19 protein-coding genes are annotated in these 20,229 nt (G+C 41.7%); 12 read left to right on the top strand and 7 right to left on the bottom strand.

Translation table 11 applies throughout. The features are described 5' to 3' along the window. The first annotated feature begins 94 nt into the window (after positions 1 to 94). On the top strand, positions 95 to 1,954 hold the full coding sequence (locus ACSLUK_RS08890) for a methyl-accepting chemotaxis protein (RefSeq protein WP_448548196.1): 1,860 nt from the start codon (positions 95 to 97) through the stop codon (positions 1,952 to 1,954). A 74-nt stretch (positions 1,955 to 2,028) separates the two neighbouring features. Here ACSLUK_RS08890 and hslU read toward each other — a convergent pair whose 3' ends face one another. The 4 genes from hslU to priA form a co-directional block, all read right to left on the bottom strand. Beyond that, a complete protein-coding gene (gene hslU, locus ACSLUK_RS08885; protein ID WP_448548195.1) occupies positions 2,029 to 3,357 on the bottom strand; it encodes an ATP-dependent protease ATPase subunit HslU in 1,329 nt (442 codons plus the stop codon). A gap of 23 nt (positions 3,358 to 3,380) precedes the next feature. Then, entirely contained in the window at positions 3,381 to 3,899 is a 519-nt protein-coding gene (gene hslV, locus ACSLUK_RS08880) for an ATP-dependent protease subunit HslV (protein ID WP_448548194.1), read from the bottom strand. Positions 3,900 to 4,009: 110 nt separating this feature from the next. Then, the gene (locus tag ACSLUK_RS08875; protein WP_448548193.1) at positions 4,010 to 4,564 is read right to left on the bottom strand and encodes an SPOR domain-containing protein; all 555 of its coding nucleotides are present in this window, start codon (positions 4,562 to 4,564) and stop codon (positions 4,010 to 4,012) included. A gap of 117 nt (positions 4,565 to 4,681) precedes the next feature. Then, positions 4,682 to 6,886: a primosomal protein N' gene (priA, locus tag ACSLUK_RS08870; RefSeq protein ID WP_448548192.1), complete on the bottom strand. Its 2,205-nt coding sequence runs from the start codon at positions 6,884 to 6,886 to the stop codon at positions 4,682 to 4,684. Between the two features lie 229 nt (positions 6,887 to 7,115). Between priA and rpmE the strand changes: the two genes are divergently transcribed. The 5 genes from rpmE (at position 7,116) to ACSLUK_RS08845 (ending at position 10,406) form a co-directional block, all read left to right on the top strand. Next, positions 7,116 to 7,328 (top strand): 50S ribosomal protein L31, encoded by a 213-nt coding sequence (gene rpmE / locus ACSLUK_RS08865; RefSeq protein ID WP_448548191.1) that lies wholly within the window; start codon positions 7,116 to 7,118, stop codon positions 7,326 to 7,328. Between the two features lie 197 nt (positions 7,329 to 7,525). Beyond that, positions 7,526 to 8,083 carry an RNA polymerase sigma factor gene (locus tag ACSLUK_RS08860; protein ID WP_448548190.1) on the top strand — a complete coding sequence of 186 codons (558 nt, stop codon included), beginning with the start codon at positions 7,526 to 7,528 and terminating at the stop codon, positions 8,081 to 8,083. Beyond that, positions 8,080 to 8,583: a hypothetical protein gene (locus ACSLUK_RS08855; protein WP_448548189.1), complete on the top strand. Its 504-nt coding sequence runs from the start codon at positions 8,080 to 8,082 to the stop codon at positions 8,581 to 8,583. The genes ACSLUK_RS08860 and ACSLUK_RS08855 overlap by 4 nt, the downstream gene beginning before the upstream one ends. A 52-nt stretch (positions 8,584 to 8,635) precedes the next feature. Beyond that, positions 8,636 to 9,586 (top strand): DUF4097 family beta strand repeat-containing protein, encoded by a 951-nt coding sequence (locus ACSLUK_RS08850; protein WP_448548188.1) that lies wholly within the window; start codon positions 8,636 to 8,638, stop codon positions 9,584 to 9,586. Positions 9,587 to 9,989: 403 nt separating this feature from the next. Continuing rightward, complete coding sequence (locus ACSLUK_RS08845) at positions 9,990 to 10,406, top strand: MAPEG family protein (RefSeq protein ID WP_448548187.1); 417 nt, start codon at positions 9,990 to 9,992, stop codon at positions 10,404 to 10,406. Between the two features lie 24 nt (positions 10,407 to 10,430). Here the strand turns inward: ACSLUK_RS08845 and ACSLUK_RS08840 are convergent, their stop codons facing one another. Beyond that, entirely contained in the window at positions 10,431 to 10,865 is a 435-nt protein-coding gene (locus ACSLUK_RS08840) for a MarR family winged helix-turn-helix transcriptional regulator (protein WP_448548186.1), read from the bottom strand. A gap of 196 nt (positions 10,866 to 11,061) precedes the next feature. On the opposite strand from ACSLUK_RS08840, the gene dnaB reads away from it, so the two are divergent. Both dnaB and alr read left to right on the top strand, forming a co-directional pair. Then, the gene (dnaB, locus tag ACSLUK_RS08835; protein ID WP_448548185.1) at positions 11,062 to 12,480 is read left to right on the top strand and encodes a replicative DNA helicase; all 1,419 of its coding nucleotides are present in this window, start codon (positions 11,062 to 11,064) and stop codon (positions 12,478 to 12,480) included. A gap of 14 nt (positions 12,481 to 12,494) precedes the next feature. After that, a complete protein-coding gene (gene alr, locus ACSLUK_RS08830) occupies positions 12,495 to 13,571 on the top strand; it encodes an alanine racemase (protein ID WP_448548232.1) in 1,077 nt (358 codons plus the stop codon). 25 nt (positions 13,572 to 13,596) lie between these two features. Here alr and ACSLUK_RS08825 read toward each other — a convergent pair whose 3' ends face one another. Beyond that, entirely contained in the window at positions 13,597 to 14,025 is a 429-nt protein-coding gene (locus tag ACSLUK_RS08825) for a secondary thiamine-phosphate synthase enzyme YjbQ (RefSeq protein ID WP_448548184.1), read from the bottom strand. Between the two features lie 251 nt (positions 14,026 to 14,276). On the opposite strand from ACSLUK_RS08825, the gene hflK reads away from it, so the two are divergent. From hflK to acnA, 4 genes are read left to right on the top strand one after another with little or no spacing between them, the layout of a single operon-like run. Next, the gene (gene hflK / locus ACSLUK_RS08820; RefSeq protein ID WP_448548183.1) at positions 14,277 to 15,329 is read left to right on the top strand and encodes an FtsH protease activity modulator HflK; all 1,053 of its coding nucleotides are present in this window, start codon (positions 14,277 to 14,279) and stop codon (positions 15,327 to 15,329) included. After that, positions 15,326 to 16,303 carry a protease modulator HflC gene (hflC, locus tag ACSLUK_RS08815; RefSeq protein ID WP_448548182.1) on the top strand — a complete coding sequence of 326 codons (978 nt, stop codon included), beginning with the start codon at positions 15,326 to 15,328 and terminating at the stop codon, positions 16,301 to 16,303. The genes hflK and hflC overlap by 4 nt, the downstream gene beginning before the upstream one ends. Before the next feature lie 57 nt (positions 16,304 to 16,360). Next, entirely contained in the window at positions 16,361 to 16,537 is a 177-nt protein-coding gene (locus ACSLUK_RS08810; RefSeq protein WP_448548181.1) for a hypothetical protein, read from the top strand. Further along, positions 16,521 to 19,283: an aconitate hydratase AcnA gene (gene acnA, locus ACSLUK_RS08805; RefSeq protein ID WP_448548180.1), complete on the top strand. Its 2,763-nt coding sequence runs from the start codon at positions 16,521 to 16,523 to the stop codon at positions 19,281 to 19,283. The genes ACSLUK_RS08810 and acnA overlap by 17 nt, the downstream gene beginning before the upstream one ends. 39 nt (positions 19,284 to 19,322) lie before the next feature. Here acnA and ACSLUK_RS08800 read toward each other — a convergent pair whose 3' ends face one another. After that, on the bottom strand, positions 19,323 to 20,216 hold the full coding sequence (locus tag ACSLUK_RS08800; protein ID WP_448548178.1) for a LysR substrate-binding domain-containing protein: 894 nt from the start codon (positions 20,214 to 20,216) through the stop codon (positions 19,323 to 19,325). Positions 20,217 to 20,229: the final 13 nt, after the last annotated feature.

Here is a 20,229-nt window from a genome sequence, read left to right as displayed (position 1 = left end):
CCTCAATTATTTTCGCCAATTATCTCCAATTTCTCCACAGCGTCTATACTGAATGCTAAACGGTAATAATTCTTGAACTGGTCAAAGGTGAGTTATGCTCATAAAGCACAAACTGATCGCTAACACAGGGATTTTGGTGGTTGCGTTATTGTTTATGTTGGTTTTATTAACATATTCGGTAAATTCTTTAGAATCCGACATTAGAGTCGCTCGAAAATTAGGTGATGTTGAAACTGGAGTGTTACAGCTTAGGCGTCATGAAAAGGACTTTATCGCACGTAAAGATCTTAAATACCTCGATAAATTCAAAAAAACTCAAAAGGCATTAACTACTGACACGTCGTTTGTACGAGGGAAGTTTGAAGAGTTGGGGCTAGAAACCAATGATATTGCACAATTATCTAGTGTACTTGACGCGTATTACAAAGGATTCGAAAAACTTGTCAGTGCGCAACAAGTGATAGGCCTTAACCCCAAAGACGGTCTTTATGGAACTTTGCGAGGCGCTGTGCACAATGTGGAAAGCTTACTCGAAGGCGCAGACTACAAGTTGCTTAGCGATATGTTACAGCTAAGACGTAATGAAAAAGACTTTATGCTGCGGTTAGATGAAAAATACTGGACTCGCTGGAACGACAATGCGAGTGCGTTTGTCAGTAACGTACGAGCGAGCTCGCTAGATAGTGATACTAAAGAAGAGGTTATTGCCAATATCGGTGAGTATCAAAAGGCATTTGGAGACTTAGTTTCTGCTCAAAGGGGCTTAGGCTTTAGCGCAGACCAGGGAATATTAGGTGAAATGCGTAATGCGGTACATGAGGTAGATACCGTATTAGAGAGATTATTAACATCGAGCAAGGAAGCGGTTGCGGCACATAAATCGTTTGTTGAAACGTCTGCTTACACCGTATTTTTTGTCGTGCTGATTGTTGCAATTGGCTTTGCTTTGGTCATGAGTCGTAGCATTCTAGCGGGCATAAATCAATTGAATGAAACCATGAATAGAGTTGCAGAAACCAAAGATTTGTCACTTATTGTGGATGAAAGCAGCAAAGATGAAATTGGGGGCATGGCACATGTATTTAATAGCATGATAGGTAGCTTTCGTAATCTAATTGTACAAGTCAATCAGTCAGTTGATACGGTTAACGACGCTACAGATAAGCTATCTAATAACATCCATGCTGCAAATGAAGGAGTGGATGCTCAAATTCAGCAAACAGACTTAGTCGCAACGGCTGTTACTGAAATGGTGGCAACGGTAGATGAAATAGCTAACAACACACATGAAGCGGCCAACAAAGCAGAAACAACGAACCTAAACGCAGTTAAAGGTAAAGAGGGCGTAGAGTCGACTATTAGTCAAATAGATGAGTTATCGGCTAAGTTACTTGAATCAGAGAGCGTGGTACAAGATTTAGCGAAAGACAGCGATACGATAGGTTCTGTACTTGATGTGATTCGTGGCATCGCTGAACAGACCAACTTACTTGCTCTCAATGCTGCAATCGAGGCTGCGCGTGCAGGCGAGCAGGGAAGAGGCTTTGCTGTTGTAGCCGATGAAGTAAGAACCCTAGCAAGCAGGACTCAGGACTCTACACAAGAAATTGAAGGAATTATTAGTTCGTTACAAAGTCGTACCAAAGAGATTGTTTCGCATATGGCAGCGTGTCGTACGCAGGGGCAAGAGAGTGCAGATCAAGCCAGTTCGGCTGGTCAAATGCTTGAGCAAATCACTCAAGATGTATCAACCATTATGGATATGAATACCGCAATCGCCACCGCGATACAGGAACAAAGCACGGTTGCATCTGAAGTTAATAAACACGTCGTTCTTATTAGAGATGTTGCTGAACAGTCAGGGCAGGCAGCCGCACAAAATGCGCAAATGAGTGAAGAATTATCTCAACAAGCTGATGTACTCAATCGAGAAGTTAACCAGTTTAAGGTTTAGTTGAGTTAGATTATGATTCAATTGAAAAAGGCGCCTCGGCGCCTTTTTTGTATTAATTGCTGTATTTGAAACGACTATAAGATAAAACGGCTCAAATCTTCGTTTTGAACCACTTCATTGAGTGTTTCTTTGACAAATTGTTCGTTAATTTCGATATGTTCACCTGAACGATCGTTGGCGGTATATGAAATTTCTTCCGTTAATCTTTCCATCATTGTATGCAAGCGACGCGCGCCAATATTTTCGGTAGATTCGTTTACTTGCCACGCAGCTTCAGCTATTGCTCTTATGCCATCTTCACTGAACGACATTTGCACACCTTCAGTCGCCATTAATGCAATATACTGCTCAGTTAACGACGCATTTGGCTCGGTTAATATGCGCACAAAATCTTCGGTGGTTAACGCTTTTAATTCCACGCGAATTGGCAGTCGGCCTTGTAATTCAGGGATTAAATCTGAAGGTTTAGCCATTTGGAACGCACCAGAGGCAATGAACAATATGTGATCTGTTTTAACCATACCGTGCTTGGTAGTTACTGTAGAACCTTCTACTAATGGTAACAGGTCACGCTGTACACCTTCTCTTGATACGTCTGGTCCAGAAGTATCACCTCGTTTACAAATCTTATCGATTTCATCAATGAACACGATGCCATTTTGTTCAACAGCTTCTAGCGCTTTAACTTTGATATCATCTTGATTAACAATTTTTGCTGCTTCATCTTCCTGCAGTGCTTTAAACGCATCCTTGATTTTTAGCTTACGTTTATTCGTTTTTTCGCTAGACATGCTTTGGAACATATTTTGTAGCTGAGACGTCATATCTTCCATGCCTGGCGGTGCCATAATCTCAACGCCTACTTGCGGGGCGGCGATATCGATTTCAATTTCTTTGTCGTTTAATTGACCTTCACGAAGCTTCTTTCTAAATACTTGACGCGTAGCAGAATTGTCCGTTTGCTCACTATTACCAAATGAATCTCGAGGGTTTGGAATTAATACATCCAAAATTCGTTCTTCAGCAGCTTCCTCAGCTAAGTGTTTGACGCGAGCCATTTCTTGCTCTTTTGTCATTTTGAATGCCATGTCAGTAAGATCACGAATGATCGTTTCAACTTCTTTGCCGACATAGCCAACTTCAGTAAATTTAGTTGCTTCTACTTTAATAAATGGTGCATTGGCCAACTTCGCCAGTCGACGTGCGATTTCCGTCTTACCAACACCTGTTGGTCCAATCATCAAAATGTTTTTCGGAGTAACTTCTGTACGTAACTCTTCATTCAATTGCATACGACGCCAGCGATTTCTTAGCGCTATGGCCACTGCTCTTTTTGCGTCAGATTGACCAACAATGTGGCTGTCTAGTTCGTGTACGATTTCACGAGGGGTCATGTTCGACATGCGATATTCCTATGTTTGATCAATTAAAGTTCGTCAATTGTGTAGTGATGGTTGGTAAATACGCAGATATCACCGGCTATTTTCAGGGATTTTTCTACTATTTCAGTCGCCGACAATTCGGTATTTTCTAACAGCGCGGTTGCTGCCGATTGTGCATAGTTACCGCCGCTACCAATGGCTATTAGGTCGTGTTCAGGCTGCACTACGTCGCCATTTCCTGTAATAATAAGTGATGCGGTCTCATCAGCGACAGCAAGAAGTGCTTCTAACTTTCGTAATGCTCGGTCACTGCGCCAATCTTTGGCAAGCTCCACTGCAGCTTTTGTTAAGTGCCCTTGGTGCATTTCTAATTTGCTTTCAAAACGTTCAAACAATGTAAAGGCATCTGCCGTACCACCGGCAAAACCTGCCAGCACCTTACCGTTGTATAAACGGCGCACTTTTTTCGCATTACCTTTCATTACGGTATTACCAAGCGATACTTGGCCATCACCGCCTATAGCAACTTTGCCATTGCGTCTTACAGAGACAATTGTAGTCACACTAAACCTCGGTAGTTTGTGCCGATAAGGAATATCGGCGTTATCAATGTATTTCTAGATAAGGGGAAGGAGGGTGATTTTCAAGTCAAAGAGCGATAATTTATGACAAATCATCGCCACAGCCATATTTTACAATGGTTTACATTGTTACTACTGAGTTTGTGTTTGTCGCGCTCTGCATCACGTTTTTTCGTGTATGGTCCAAGAAACACTTTATACCATGTGCCTGTTGTACCTTTGGCAGAGGAAATTTGAGATTCTAAACCTACAAATGCTATTTTAGCTTTCAGTACTTCTGCCTGTTTCATTGTTCTAAATGAACCACATTGCAACTTATGTGGCCCAGTGCTTTCTACGGTATATTCACCTTCATCAACTTCTTTGCTTTCTAACTCTTTTACATACGCCCATTTTTCTTTAGGAGGAGCAGGTAACTTAGTTGTTTCTTTGGGGGCTGGTTTTGAAGCTGATACGGAGTGCTCTGGCTGTTTGTCCTTAATTGTCCATAAGCCATAACTGAAGGCACTAACCGCTAGTAAAGTAATGACAGCGACCACTTTTGTCTTTAATGCTATGCCTTCATGAGCTGTTTGTGCTTCACTACTTTTTTTGTAAGGGCTTTTCTTTTTACTCGCAGAACGAGCAACATAATCTTGATGCGCCATATAGAAAGGACCGATGAAATTTAAACTGATGCGAAGGGCATTGTATCGAACATCTTGGAAAAATAAAGCAGTAATATGCGAGTGGCATAGCAGTGCTTCAACTATGGTATGGTGCAATTACCAAGTTAGGTCTGTCGGATCAACATCAATTGTCCAACGTACTTTACTGGCAGTTGCAATATCTGTCGCATAATTTAGTAGTTGTCGGATGTTGTGGTGCAATGCCTGCCGAGTTGGCGATTGTAATATTAGGTGGTAGCGGTATTTTCCGGCTTTTTTCTCCATGACGGTGGGTAAAGGGCCTGCAAACTTACCCTGTTCGATGGGGGTCTGGCTGAGTTCTCTTAAAAACTTCTCTGGATACGAAGGATAATTGGCTTCAGCGCGAACTAATACCTGAAAAGAATACGGTGGTAGTTGGGCTAATCTTCTTTCTTCTAAGGCCAGTGTTGAAAAGTGGCGATAACCATTGTGCTTGAGGTCTTGTAATAATGGGTGTTCCGGATAACGTGTTTGAATTAAAACGCGACCAGGTTTACTGGCGCGGCCTGCTCTGCCCGCCACTTGCACTAATAGCTGCGCCATATACTCTGACGCGCGATAGTCATAACTAAACAATGCGCCGTCAACATCTAATATGGCAACCAAAGTAACATCGGGAAAATGATGTCCTTTGGCTAACATTTGTGTACCAATCAGTATTTGATGTTCCTTCTTAGCTACTTGATCTAATAGTTTAGCGAGTTCCCCTTTTCTACGTGTACTATCACGGTCTATCCTCACGCAACTGCATTCAGGGAATGTCGCCGCCAAATACTGCTCTAGCTGTTCAGTACCAACTCCCTGTGCTTTAATGCGAATACTTCCACAGTTAGCACATTGTGTAGGGATGCGCTTTTGGCTATTGCAGTGGTGACATATTAATAAGCCTTGTTTTTGATGTAGGGTATAAGTTGAATTACAGCGATTACATTCAGCTAACCAATTGCACTCCTGACAGTTAATGGCCGGAGCGTAGCCTCTTCGATTCAAGAATATTAATACTTGTTCATGTTTGGCTAGGGTTTGTTCTATGGATCTACGTAAAGTTGAAGAAATACCAGATTCGAGCGTCTGGTTTGTTGTATCTATAAGGTCTAATTTAGCTTCAACACTGTTGCCTGCGCGTTTGGATAAACGGTGATAGAAGAATTTGCCAGTCGTAGCATTGTGAATTGATTCAAAGCTTGGTGTCGCACTACCCAATACAATTGGAATGTTTAGTTGCTTTGCACGCATAATGGCGACATCGCGTGCATGATAACGCAACGTATCTTGCTGCTTAAATGAGGCGTCATGTTCTTCGTCAATAATTATAAGGCCCAACTGTTGCAGGGGCATAAATACAGCTGAGCGAGTACCTATTACAATTGCTGCTTTACCTTGATGGGCGGCTTGCCATGTTTGCAAACGTTCCTTTTCATTCAAGCCTGAATGATTAAGATATATTGGCACGTCAAAGCGGTTTTCGAAGCGCGACAGCATTTGTGGCGTCAATCCAATTTCTGGTACTAAGACCAACACTTGTTGCTCCGCTGCAATGACTGCTTCTATCGCTTGTAAATAAACTTCGGTTTTTCCACTGCCTGTAATGCCATCAACTAAATGGCAGCAAAATGATGTTAGCTGTTGCGTGATTGCAGTTACTACTATCGCTTGTTCGGTCGACAGTTTGTGCTTATTACGTTGGTTTATGTGTGAAGCACTCCAGCAATATGGTGTGTCGGACGATATAAATGGTTCAATTAGGGCCTTGTTTTTCAGGGCGTTTAATTGGGCTTTTTCAAACCCTAACTGCTTTAGCTCTTGCCACGATAAATTGGGTTGCTCGGCAATAGCCTGATAGAGTTGGAACTGCTTAGGTGCGCTAGAGGCAATTTTATCTATCATGGCTTGAGCTTGAGTTGAACAGGTTCGCCAACGTTCAATAGGAGGGATTACCTCTCTGTCTATTTTTCTTAGTGCGGCGGGCAGTGCTAAATGATAGACCTCACCAATCGGGTGATGATAATAGTTGGCGACTAAGGTTATGAGCCTGACAATGCCAGTGGGTAATGGAAATTCGTCGTCAGGAATGCTGATGATTGACTTAAGCTTGTCTTCCTCTATTAACGTGCCTTGCGTCATACTTACTATAACGCCAATAACCTGCCTGCCACTAAATGGTACCAATACGCGCCTACCAATCGCTTCTTGATCTATTTTTATCGATTGAGGCAAGCGATAGGAAAATAGCTGGCGTAATGGAACGGGTATAGCAACTTGAACAATCGTTAATGACACAAAAAATATCAATCGTTAGACAAAGATAAGAAGCTATTGTGACCGACACCGCGAACAAATAAAAGCGCGATTTTATAGAACAAAATCTAAAGTGCTAAAATGGGTAAAAATCAGCCAGAAAAAGCTTGTCATTCAGCTTACTTGTCAGTACAATTCGTCCCCATTAAATTTAACTCGTATGGTGCTTGACAAGATCAAGTGGCGATACGGCCTATTATTGAGGTTTCCCATGAAAGAAGGTATTCACCCTAATTACGTTGAAATTAAAGCACATTGCTCATGTGGTAATGTAATCAACACTCGTTCAACTTTAGGTAAAGACATTCACTTAGACGTATGTTCTGAGTGTCACCCATTCTACACAGGCAAGCAAAAAGCTGCTGAAACAGGTGGTCGTGTTGACAAATTCAACAAACGTTTTGGTGCATTGGCTAAGAAGTAAAACCCTATCACTGAAAAGTTTGACTAAAGGCGCTTATATAGCGCCTTTTTTTATGTTCAGGCGCTTCGAATGTTCCGATGCTCATTTGATGCAATGCTCTTTTCCCACTACACATCTAAAAATAAATTTATTTTTATTTAAACCCTTTTTCCGCATACTACATCTAATTAAATAACAAGCAATTACGGGTACATTTTTTGGATAGTACGCAGGTTATTAACGCTGAAAAACGCTTCGCAGCTGAGAATGAGCAAGAGTGGATCGCCCTCGTACAACAGGGTAATCAACCTGCTTTTCTCAAGATATATCAGCTGTATCACAAAAAAATCTATGCACATTGTTGGCGAATGTTAGCCGATAAAGAAAGCGCTGAAGATGTGTGTCAGGAAGTGTTTGTTCAAGTATGGAAAAAAATCAATCTGTTTCGCGGTGAAAGCAAGTTTTCGACTTGGCTATATAGTGTGGCAACCAATGTGGTGCTTGGCCACTTGCGCAAACAAAAAAACTGGTGGCAAAACGTGTTTAGCATTGAAGACAATGTTGTTGAAGAACCAACGGAAGATATGCACGAACTGTCAGAAATTGATAAACACATAATGAAATTGCCCCAGCGGGCACGACACGTGTTTGTACTGTTTGCAGTTGAAGGATATCGACACGAGGAAATCGCTAAAATGTTGAATATGGCTGTCGGTTCCAGCAAAGCGCAATATCACCGTGCAAGGCAATTATTAAAAGAGTGGGTAAGCGAATGAGTAATAGTAAATCTGTAGATAAAGTGGCAGATAGTCTAGCTGAGCTGCCAGAAGAGTTGACGCCTGACCGAGATTTGTGGCCCGGAATTGAAAAAGCCATAGCGGTGACACCCCAAGATAGGGTGAATACGTCAGACAAACGTTTTATACCTGTAGCTTGGGCAGCTTCAGTGGCGCTCGCTGCCGTGTTAACTTGGCAGGTAATGACGCCAGTTGAACACTCAGGGCCATTAACGACTGATTTAGTGAGCGTAATGGAATACGATTTTAATGAACAAAAGTCTGTCATGTTGGCAAGTTTTGGGCAACCGAACTTATCGTCTTTACCTGCAGACATGCAGGCGCAATTAGCTTCGCTAAAAAAAGCAAGGCAGTCGATAGTTAATGCGCTCAAAGAGCAGCCAAACAATAGCGATCTTCTTAACTTGTTACGTTATACGCAACAGCAAGAATTGAATTTGATAGAGAAATTATATAGTCCCCAATGGCAGACAATATAGTGGTAAACGAATTAATTTACAGTGAAGTGACTAGCTTTACATCGAGGTATTTATGCGAGACTTATTAACTTATTCCACAGTACTATTATCATTAATGGCGTTTTCTACGGTTGCCTTTGAAAGTGTTGATAAAAAGCTGGCTGCCAGTGGTGTTAACCACGTTATTATTGAAAACCAACGTGGAAACGTAAGCATTAAAGGTGGGGATTACTCGAGTGTTTCTGTTTCCGGTGAATTAGATAAAAAAGCAGAAGGGTTTACTTTTGAAAAAGATGGCTCAACGATTTTTATTAAAGTTGAAATGCCCAATCACTATCGTAGTAGTTGGAGCGATAATGATGGTTCTGATTTGCAAATAGTACTGCCTGAAAAGCTAAAAGTGAGTTTCAACGGCGTTTCTTCTGATGTCGAAATTGGCAATATTGCTAGTGGCGCAGAAATTAAAACAGTAAGTGGTAATATTGATGCACAAAACTTAAAAGAGCATGTAGAGCTCAACTCTATAAGCGGTGATATCAGCACGAAAAAACTAAGAGGAAAGCTGTTTATTAGTACGGTAAGCGGCGAGATTAAAGATCGTGAATCATCGGGCAGGCTGTCAATGCAGGCGGTAAGTGGTGATATTGATAGCAAAAGTGAAGCAACAGAAGTATCTATTGAAACGGTTAGCGGAGAGATTGAGTTAACGTTGGGTGAAGTAGAAGATATAGAGATTTCGACGGTTAGTGGTGAAGCGGAAGTGTCGTTGACGTTAGCTAAAAATGGCATGATGAAGATGTCGAGTGTTAGTGGTGATTTAGATGCTGTGTTTAATGGCGACGTATCGGCAAACTTTAAGTTAAAAACTAATGCTGGTGGTGATATCAAAAATAAAATTACCAGTGATAAACCTGAACGCGGCAAGTATGTTCGCAATGCAAAACTAAGTTTCGACACAGGCGATGCTTCAGGTACGGTACGCGCTACAACAGTGAGCGGTACCATCAGCGTGGCTCAACGATAAAGAATTAGTTTTCTCTTACTATTTCGGCATCACTCAATGAGTGATGCCTTTTATGTTCAGGAAGAACGGCATGCCGCACCCTTCGATTGCTACGCATTCTGGGTGGTCGGGGTTATGTGATCTTTCGACAAGCGCAGGATTAGTCAGGCTCGATACATACGCTCTTGATTCGCTCTCCGTTTAGTGTGACAGCGATGTGTAAGTCACGCCATAATTTCTCCATCGCCATTATCTTCATTGATTAAAGACTCTTGTTAGAATTCGACTAAGATTAATTCAATTGGTATAAGCTCATACATGACGTTTGTCATTGTTTAATTCACCGCGATTAATTGACTTCGATAGCTACATAAATTAAATTGTGCGCAATTAAATTTTGAGTGATTCGTTTTGAGAGGTATATGTGGAACAGTATTATTGGACCAACTTGGCGATATTTGTAGGTATTGTAACTTTAGTAATTCAAACTTTCGTAGCAATGCGTGCGCACCGTAAACAAACACAATATATTCCGGGCATAGTGAATGAAAAGCTTGGCCACGAATCGTTTGTGTTTAGGAGTCATCGCACTTATCAAAACAGCTTAGAAAATGTGCCGTTAATGTTTTTCACTGTTGGGCTTGCAATGATTGTTGGCGTTGCGCCGCATATTCTAGCCATACTGACATGGGTATTTGTTATTGCGCGAATTATTCACATGGTGTTGTACTATAAAATTGCGACAGAAAAGAACCCGAGTCCACGCAGCTATTTCTTTTTAATTGCTTTTTTAGCCAACGTAGCAACACTGTTCTTTATCGGTGGGACTTTTCTGAGTTAAGCTGAAAACGTTTATTGATATCGATTAGTTTATCGCCTTGAGCAATGCTTCACACAACCCCTTGAGTTGTTGGCGTTGTTCAGAGGAGAAGGGAAGTTCACATAACAATAGTTGTGGAATTTTCACCGCTTCTTTTTGAAGGTCATTACCTTGTGATGATAATGATATCACCATCACACGTTCGTCTTCTTGACTCCGATTACGATGAATATACCCTTTCGACTCGAGCCTCTTAAGCAGAGGTGTTAGCGTGCCGGAGTCTAACCCTAATTGCTCACCGAGCTGTTTAACGCTCACTTGCTTTTTTTCCCACAGCACCATCATCGCGATATATTGCGGATAGGTTAAATCAAGCTTTTTTAAATGAGGTGTATACAAACGCACTACGGCATTTGCCGCACTGTACAGAGGAAAGCATACTTGGCTAGCTAGACTAAGTGGATTGATTGATTCTGACATTCATTAACACGCTAAATTTACATGCGAGTATGATAAACAAGATTTTAGCTGACCGCTATGTGGAATTACTGATAGTATTACTTTTGCCTATCTGGCAAATTAGCATACCAATTGGTATTATTGCGGCAATACGCTAACAGCCCCAACAACAAACCATTTGTTTGTGAGTCTGAAACATCAATACTAAGGTTAATCCATGGCAGAACGCAAGCCAGAGAAATTCTCAAAGGACAAAGCATTTAATCGTGACAAGCAAGTTGAAGCGCTTAAAGTTCCTCCTCATTCGCTAGAAGCTGAGCAATCAGTACTCGGTGGATTGTTATTGGACAATGAAGCCTGGGATCGCGTTGGCGAAAAAGTCGTTGCTCAGGATTTTTATAGCCGCTCTCATCGAATTATTTTTGAAACCATCGGGGCGCTTATCGAGCTAGGCGAGCCAGTCGATTTGATCACGCTATCTGAAGCGCTTGAAAACGATCAAAAGCTTGATGATGCCGGCGGTTTTGTCTATCTCGCCGAAATGATGAAAAACACGCCTAGTGCGGCGAATATCACGGCATATGCAGAAATTGTTCGTGAACGTGCTGTGACCCGCGAAATGATCAGTGTCGCAAACGAAATAGCGGAAGCTGGCTTTGATACGCAAGGACGTACTAGCGCTGATCTCCTTGATTTTGCTGAAACTAAAGTATTCCAAATTGCCGAGAAACGCGCGAGTAAATCGGAAGGGCCTGAAAATATTCATTCGGTGTTAGAAAAAACAGTAGACCGAATTGAAAAGCTCTATCAGCAGCCTCATGACGGTGTAACAGGGGTTTCTACTGGTTTCAGTGATCTAGATAAGATGACTGCCGGTCTGCAGCCTTCAGATTTGATTATTGTAGCGGCTCGTCCTTCAATGGGGAAAACAACCTTTGCGATGAACCTCGCTGAGAATGCTGCGATGACAGCTGATAAGCCTGCGCTAATATTCAGCTTAGAGATGCCTTCAGAACAAATTATGATGAGGATGCTTGCGTCTCTTGGTCGTATTGACCAAACCAAAATCAGAACAGGTCAATTAGGCGATGAAGATTGGGCGAGGCTCTCTTCTACGATGGGTTTGCTGATTGAAAAAGGAAAAATGTTCATTGACGACGCCGCAGGTTTGACGCCGACAGAAGTTCGCTCCAGAGCTCGCCGTATTGCGCGTGATCATGGCGGAATAAGCCTCATCATGGTGGATTACTTGCAATTAATGCGAGCGCCTCAATTTGCCGACAACCGTACACTTGAGATTGCCGAAATTTCACGTTCACTCAAAGCGTTAGCGAAAGAATTAGAAGTGCCGGTTGTTGCACTGTCACAGCTGAACCGTAGTTTGGAGCAACGTGCGGACAAACGTCCGGTTAACTCTGATCTTCGTGAATCGGGCTCAATCGAGCAGGACGCCGATTTAATTATGTTCATTTATCGTGATGAGGTTTATCACGACGACTCTGAATTTAAGGGCATGGCTGAAATTATCATTGGTAAGCAACGTAATGGTCCAATTGGTCGTGTTCCATTGACATTCCAAGGGCAATTTTCACGATTTGACAATTATGCGGGTCCACATGTACTAGAGGAGGACTAGTCGAGAGCATGACAATTTCAACTGCTACGGCTGTCATTGACCTAAAAGCATTGGGTCATAATTTTTCTGCGATCCAACAAATTGCACCAAACAGTAAAATTCTCGCCGTATTGAAAGCCAATGCATACGGACATGGACTAGAGCGAATTGCTAAGGCGCTACCTCAAGCCGATGCATTTGGTGTGGCGCGAATTGATGAAGCGCTGGCGCTGCGTGCCGGTGGTGTAGTTAAACCCATCGTTTTGTTAGAGGGCTTTTTTAATAGCGAAGACCTTGCTGTACTGGCGGTGAATAACATCCAAACAATTATTCATAATCGCGAACAACTCGATGCGATTTGTGATGCAACCCTAGACCGCCCCGTAAAAACTTGGCTTAAAATCGATACGGGTATGCATCGTCTAGGCATAGCGCCTGAAGAATTCGAAGAGTTTTACCAGCGATTAACGCAAAGCGAAAACGTGCAACCAGGCATTGTGTTAATGAGCCATTTAGGCTGTGCAGATGAAACCGAAAGCCTTGCGACTAATAAGCAACTAGCGTTGTTTAAACAGCTAACTTCAGTAGTTAATTGCGATGCCAGTGTCGCAAATTCAGCAGGTATCTGCGCGTGGCCAGAAAGCCATTATCAATGGGTTAGACCGGGATTACTGATGTATGGTGTATCACCTATGAGTGAGAACGATCAAGCGTTCGTACCTGATATCAAGCCTGTCATGACATTACAATCGAGTGTTATTGCCGTGAGACCACTTAAGGCGGGAGAACCTGTGGGCTATGGTGGTGCCTGGGCAAGTGACAAAGATACGACAATAGGGGTAGTGGCTGTCGGTTATGGCGATGGTTATCCACGTCATGCCCAAAATGGCACACCAGTGCTCATTAATGGTAAACGATATCCGCTTGCTGGCCGAGTTTCGATGGACATGATAACTGTAGATTTAGGATCTGAAAGCAATGTTTCGGTTGGTGACGTGGCCACTTTGTGGGGCAAGTCATTACCTGTTGAAGAAATTGCCCGCTGGTCAACAACCATTCCATATGAACTACTATGTAACATCACTCGTAGGGTGCAAATGACACTTGCATAGCCCTACTACTCAAAAGTGATTATGGTTATTTATCACTTTCACCGTTAAGTGTTAATACGATAGTTCTGCTGTCACCATGGTCCCGATGCTCGCCTAAGTATATTCCCTGCCACGTACCAAGTTGTAAGCGGCCACGTTTTATAGGGATTGTGAGTTCACTGCCTAAAGTGCTGGCTTTAATATGGGCTGGCATGTCATCGTCCCCTTCGTAGGTATGCTGATAGTATGGCGCTCTTTCAGGTACAAACTCGTTAAAATGTGCTTCCATGTCACTTCGTACCGTAGCGTCGGCATTTTCGTTAATTGTTAAAGAAGCAGAAGTGTGTTTGATGAATAAATGCAGTAAACCAATTGAGCAGTTTGGCATGGTAGAAAGCGCTTGCTCTATTTCACTGGTTATGAGGTGAAAGCCTCTGTATTTTGGGGATAGTCTTATTTCAGTCTGTTGCCACATATATTTTCCCAATCAAATTGTTTGAACTACGAGCCTCTATTTTAACAAATGGCTCATTAGTATGGTTGAGGAGAATTTATTATTATTCATTAGTAAACCACTTAGAAACAAGTGTTTGGTTAAGTTTGTGAACATACATAGTGTCATGCTGCCGATTAGGTAAACGTGGCGCCTCTTGAATTCTCAATTTTTGTACCCATATATAAGTGCATAGATGGCCAATTTGGGTCGTTTATTCAGAGGGCATTGTTATGCCTATCAATACCAAACCACCTCCACCATCTCCACCAGATTTAGACAAAATCTTGAACGAAGGAATGTTTAAGGTTCAACGCGCTTTTACGACAAAAAGTTCATTTACTCTCCTGCTAATATCGATTCTATTGTTAACTGCTGTCGCTGTCTGGACGTCTGTATATACGATACCAAGTGATTCGGTAGCTGTTGTAAAACTGTTTGGCAAGTATTCACGGCAAGTACCGCCAGGGCTACATTTCAAATATCCCTTTGGTATTGAAACGGCTACTGTCGTACCGATAAAACGCCAATTAAAGCAAGAGTTTGGATTCACTACTTCTGGTGCGCAAGATCCATTTCAAAATAGCCTCAATCATGATGAAAAGCGCGAAACACAAATGGTCACAGGCGACCTAAATGCGGCATTGGTAGAATGGGTAGTACAATATCGTATTTACGATCCGGTAAAATTTTTATTTGAAGTTAGAGGACCTAGTGAAACGCTCAGATATGTATCTGAATCTGTAATGCGTGAAGTGGTAGGTGATCGAACGGTTGATGAAGTGATTACAATAGGTCGACAAGAAATAGAGTCACAAGCATTAATCAAAATGCAAACCCTTTCAACCAAATACACTATGGGGATCAGCATAGATCAAGTACAGCTGAAGAATATTAATCCTCCCTTACCTGTACAAGAGTCATTCAACGAAGTGAATCAAGCGCAGCAGGAAAAAGAAAAGCTGATCAATGAAGCAAGGCGAGATTACAACAAAGTTATCCCACTTGCTCTCGGAGAAAAAGATCAACGTATTCGTGAAGCTGATGGGTATCGCTTGAAGCGGATAAATGAAGCACAAGGGGATATCGCTAGGTTTGACGCGTTACTTGCCCAGTATGTGATATCACCAGAAGTTACTTTTCGTCGTATTTATATCGAAACAATGCAGCAGGTCTTACCAAAAGTGCATTCAAAAATTGTTATTGATGAGTCGACGAAGAACTTATTGCCGCTGCTTAACCTTGAACAAGCAAGCAGCAAGTCAAAGCATGGAGTAAAACCATGATTTTAAAAAGTATCAAGATTTTTATCATTATTCTTATTTGTTTTGTCTTTACATTACAGCAAACGCTATACACCGTTGATGAAGTAGAACAAGTCATTATTACTCAATTTGGTAAACCAATTGGAGATCCCGTAATTGATGCGGGACTACATGCAAAATTGCCATTTATTCAGTCAGTCAATGCCATTGACAAGCGAATTCTAGAATGGGATGGCGCACCTTCAGATATGCCTACTAAGGACAAATTGTATATTTCTGTCGATCTTTTTGCACGATGGCGAATAACAGATCCACTCCAATATTTCTTAAGGTTACGTGACGAGCGCAGTGCGCAGTCTAGACTAGATGATATTTTAGGAAGTGAAACGCGCAATGCAGTGGCAAAGCATGAGTTGATTGAAATTATTCGCACAACAAATGATCGTGAGCCTTTACGCGATGCAAAGCAAACTGAGGTTGAAAGAGATCTAAAAATGGGCAACTTAGTTCCTATTAAAAAGGGCAGAAAATGGGTGGAAGAAGAGATCTTCACTGCTGCCGCTGAGAAAGTAAAAGTGTTTGGTATTGAATTGCTCGACATTAGATTCAAACGTATTAACTACAACGAAAGCGTGCGACCCAAAATATACGACCGCATGGTGAGTGAGCGTCGACAAATAGCTGAGCGTTTTTTATCAGAAGGCTATGGGGAAGCGGCGAGGATAAGAGGCAATAGAGTTAGAGATCTAAATAAAATTCAATCTGAGGCTTACAAGGAAGTCGAAATCATTAGAGGCTTGGCAGACGCGAAGGCTGCGGAGCTATATGCTTCGTCATATGGGCAAAGTTCAGATTCAGTTCGACTATACGAATTTATTAGTACGATGCGAGCTTATCCAGACATTATTTCAGACAATACGACGCTTGTTATGTCGACAGATAGTGATTTGTTTAAGTTCATTAATGGAATCAATAGTGCAAGTAACACAAAGTAACTATTTGGTATCGCTATTATTGCATGTTCAATTTTTCTGGCCATGGTTGGAGACACTATGAAAATCACACTAAATGACCGTAATAAACTAATGGAAAAGTATGATATTTCTTGCAAAAAACAGACGTTCTTTTGCTACCAAGGACGATGTTTTAGCAATTTTCAAGATGCGCTAAATGCGGCCTCGTTAGCGCAGGATGTTCCAAAGGAAAGTGAAAATGCGTCCACTAAGTAAAGAGGCTTGGCAAGAACGATATCTTACTTATCTAAATCCAAATATAGACGATGGTGAAGCTAACGCCATTCGTTTTTGGTCATTGGCTAAATTAGCGGATGACTTTCACTTCGATCTGCAAAAGCTGCCATTTATTTCGAAACTCTTTTTAGAAAATGTCGTTCGTCATTGTTCCACTCAAGAAAGCTTTAATTTTCAAGATGTAGTTAAAACCATTAATTGCTTGGTTTCAAACGAATCACCACAGAATTTTGAATTCCCATTCTTTCCGTCTCGCGTACTAATGCAAGATTATACAGGCGTCCCAGCATTAGCAGACTTAGCGGCAATGCGAGATGTTATTGCGGATAACGGTGGCGACGCTGCGAAGATTAATCCTGTGTGCCCTGTTGATTTAGTGATAGATCATTCAATTATTGCCGATCAAGCAGGTAGTGCTACGGCTTTGAAATATAATCAGCAACGAGAAATGGAGAGAAACCATGAGCGCTATAAATTCCTAAAGTGGGCGCAAGCCTCATTCAAAAATTTAACGGTTATTCCACCTGGACGTGGTATTTGCCACCAAGTCAATCTTGAATATTTGGCGCAAGTTATTAGAGAGCAGGCAGGAGTGTTAACGCCTGATACATTGATCGGTACTGACAGCCACACCACGATGATTAATGGCTTAGGTGTACTTGGCTGGGGGGTAGGTGGGATTGAAGCTGAAGCGGCTATGCTCGGCCAACCATTAAGTATAAGTACGCCTAAGATAGTTGGAGTGAAACTAGAAGGAAAGTTACAAGCTGGTACTACAGCAACAGATCTCGTATTAACAATTACTCAAATCTTAAGAAAATATGATGTTGTAGGTAAGTTTGTTGAATTTTATGGGGAAGGGGTTTTAACCTTAGATATTGCCGATCGAGCAACGGTTGCTAACATGGCTCCAGAGTATGGAGCAACATGTGCGTTATTTCCTATCGATAGCAAAGTGGTTGCTTATTTACAACTCACCAATCGTTCATCGTCTATTATCAAACGTATTCAAGAATACACCGAAGCGCAGCACCTATGGTGTGATGAATCTAAAAAATCAGGGATTTATCCAGAAAATATTTCTATTGATTTAAACACTGTTGAGCCATCAGTCGCAGGCCCTAAGCGGCCACAGGATAGGTTTTCGCTAAATGCTATCAAACGTGTCACCAGAGAATTCAGTGAGCTCGATTGGCATTGCCCTTCTAAAGAAAGTCTACCATACAGGCAGAGGCCATTGATTTGTGGCGATATTGTTATCGCCGCTATTACCTCTTGTACGAATACTTCAAACCCCAAGGTAATGATCCAAGCAGGGTTGCTCGCAAAAGCGGCAGTTGAGCGAGGCCTGAAAATAAGTAACAACGTAAAAACATCTTTAGCACCTGGCTCTCAAGTTGTGGCTCGTTACCTTGATAGTACAGGACTGCAACAATACCTCGATAAATTAGGCTTTAATCGTATTGGTTTTGGCTGTACTACCTGCATTGGAAATTCTGGCCCACTCGATTCTGATATTGAATTGCAAATTAAAACAAATAACTTAAATGTGGGAGCTGTATTATCTGGTAATCGAAATTTTGAAGGGCGTATTCATCCTTCCGTTAGATTAAATTGGCTAACATCTCCACCTCTTGTTATTGCATTCGCACTAGTTGGACATACGCGCATAAATTTTGACAGCGAACCAATAGGCAGTGACGGCTATGGTCGACCAACTTTTTTGCGAGATATATGGCCAAGCGACAGTCTCGTTGACGAAACCGTGAAATTGATATCTCGGAAACACTATGAATCATCGTATCAAAACATGCTTGTTGGCGACCGAATATGGGAAGAACTTCCTATCAACCCAACTAACTGTTATCGGTGGGATGAACGTTCAAGTTACATTAAAAAACCACCATTTTTCGAAGCGTTGAATGATATATACAACAAAGGATTGGACAGTAATACTTATCTGCCTGAACATACTAAAATAACGTCAGCCAGCATACTATTGATTCTTGGTGACTCGGTAACGACCGACCATATCTCACCTGCGGGCTACATAAGCACTGACAGTCCATCAGGTAGGTATCTGGTTAGCAAGGGCATTGAACCAGAGCAGTTCAATAGCTACGGTGCTAGACGTGGCCACCATGAAGTAATGGTGCGCGGTACTTTTGCAAATAATCGTTTACGAAACAAAATAGTTGCACCACAAGAAGGAGGCATTACTCGAATTTTTGCTGAAAAAGTGGAGAATAATGAAGCCCATTTCTCAGTATATGAAGCGAGTCGTTATTACGCAGAGCATAACATTCCTTTAGTGGTGTTTGCTGGCAAAGAATATGGCACAGGTTCTAGTCGTGATTGGGCAGCGAAGGGCTGTAAATTACTTGGTATTAAAGCGGTTGTTGCGGAATCTTTTGAACGCATTCACAGAAGCAACTTAGTGGGAATGGGCATTATGCCGTTGCAGCTACCAGCTAAAATGTCACTCAATGAATTGCAGCTACAAGGTGATGAGAAAATTGATGTTATAGACGACAACAGTAGTGATGCATGCCATTTGGCACCAAATCAATTGCTTACCCTCAGGATAAGATCAAATAAACCGGGAACGATAACAACCCCTGTTTTAGTTCAAGTAAGTTTATGTATTTATAATGCCACAGAAATGAATTACTTTTTAGCTGGGGGCGTACTACCTTACGTAGCAAAACAGTTTTTAGGAAAGTAAACTCATAAAAAACATCAAAATGCACTAATGCTAGTTGAGTCAATGATTTGGTGACGAAAATCGCTCATATGCTGTCACTATATTGGGAATCAGCTGCTTGATTAAAGTTGACGCGGAATGACCTTTTGCATAGCGAGCATAGAGTGTTTTTTGGATGCCAGAACTACCTATCGATTTATGAAGTAATTCTGTATAGGTTTGATTCGGTAAAAATACCCAGTTGGGTAGCGCAGCTACACCCATGTTATTGGCAATCATTTGGAGTATGACATGCGTATTGGCAATAGGTTTAATTTGTTTGGGTTCGATATTCGCGGGTGTCAGTAAATCAGTAAATATATCCAATCGTTCTTTTGCAACAGGATAGGATAGCAGTATTTGATCCTTAAAATCGCTAGCTTCAATGTGCACAGTTTTTTGCCAAAATGGTGTGTTAGGGACTACCGCAATAAGTTCAAATGAACCTATTTCTTCATAGCAATATTTGTCATCTGTGATAATTTCGTCAGTGAGTAATATGTCGGCGCTATCATTACTGGATTGTTCAAAAATTACATCGTCAAACTCTAATGTAAGGTTAGGAAATTCAGACTGAATATTGGTGAGTTCGGCAAATAGCCACTGAAAGCAAGCGTGGCAGGCAATTGAAATAGTCAGTTCTATATTGTGGCTTCGTGTGGGTTTCAATTTCTCAGAAACCTCTTCTACCAATGGGAGTACTTGTTTAGCGAGAGCAAGTAATGCTCTCCCTTGTTTACTCCAAACGATCGGTGAGGTGTTACGCTCAAATAACTTTTGACCGATTCGATGTTCGAGATCTTTTAGTTGATGAGAAAGCGCTGATTGGCTCATTGCTAGTACATCAGCTGCGCCTTTCAAACTTGCTGCTTCATCCAGTACTTTTAGCGATTTTAAATGCTTTAATTCGAACATATGAATTTTTTGC

The sequence above is a fragment of the Thalassotalea fusca genome (assembly GCF_053485835.1).
Note: the sequence above shows the minus strand (reverse complement) of the source record. Positions and strands in the feature narration are given on the sequence as shown.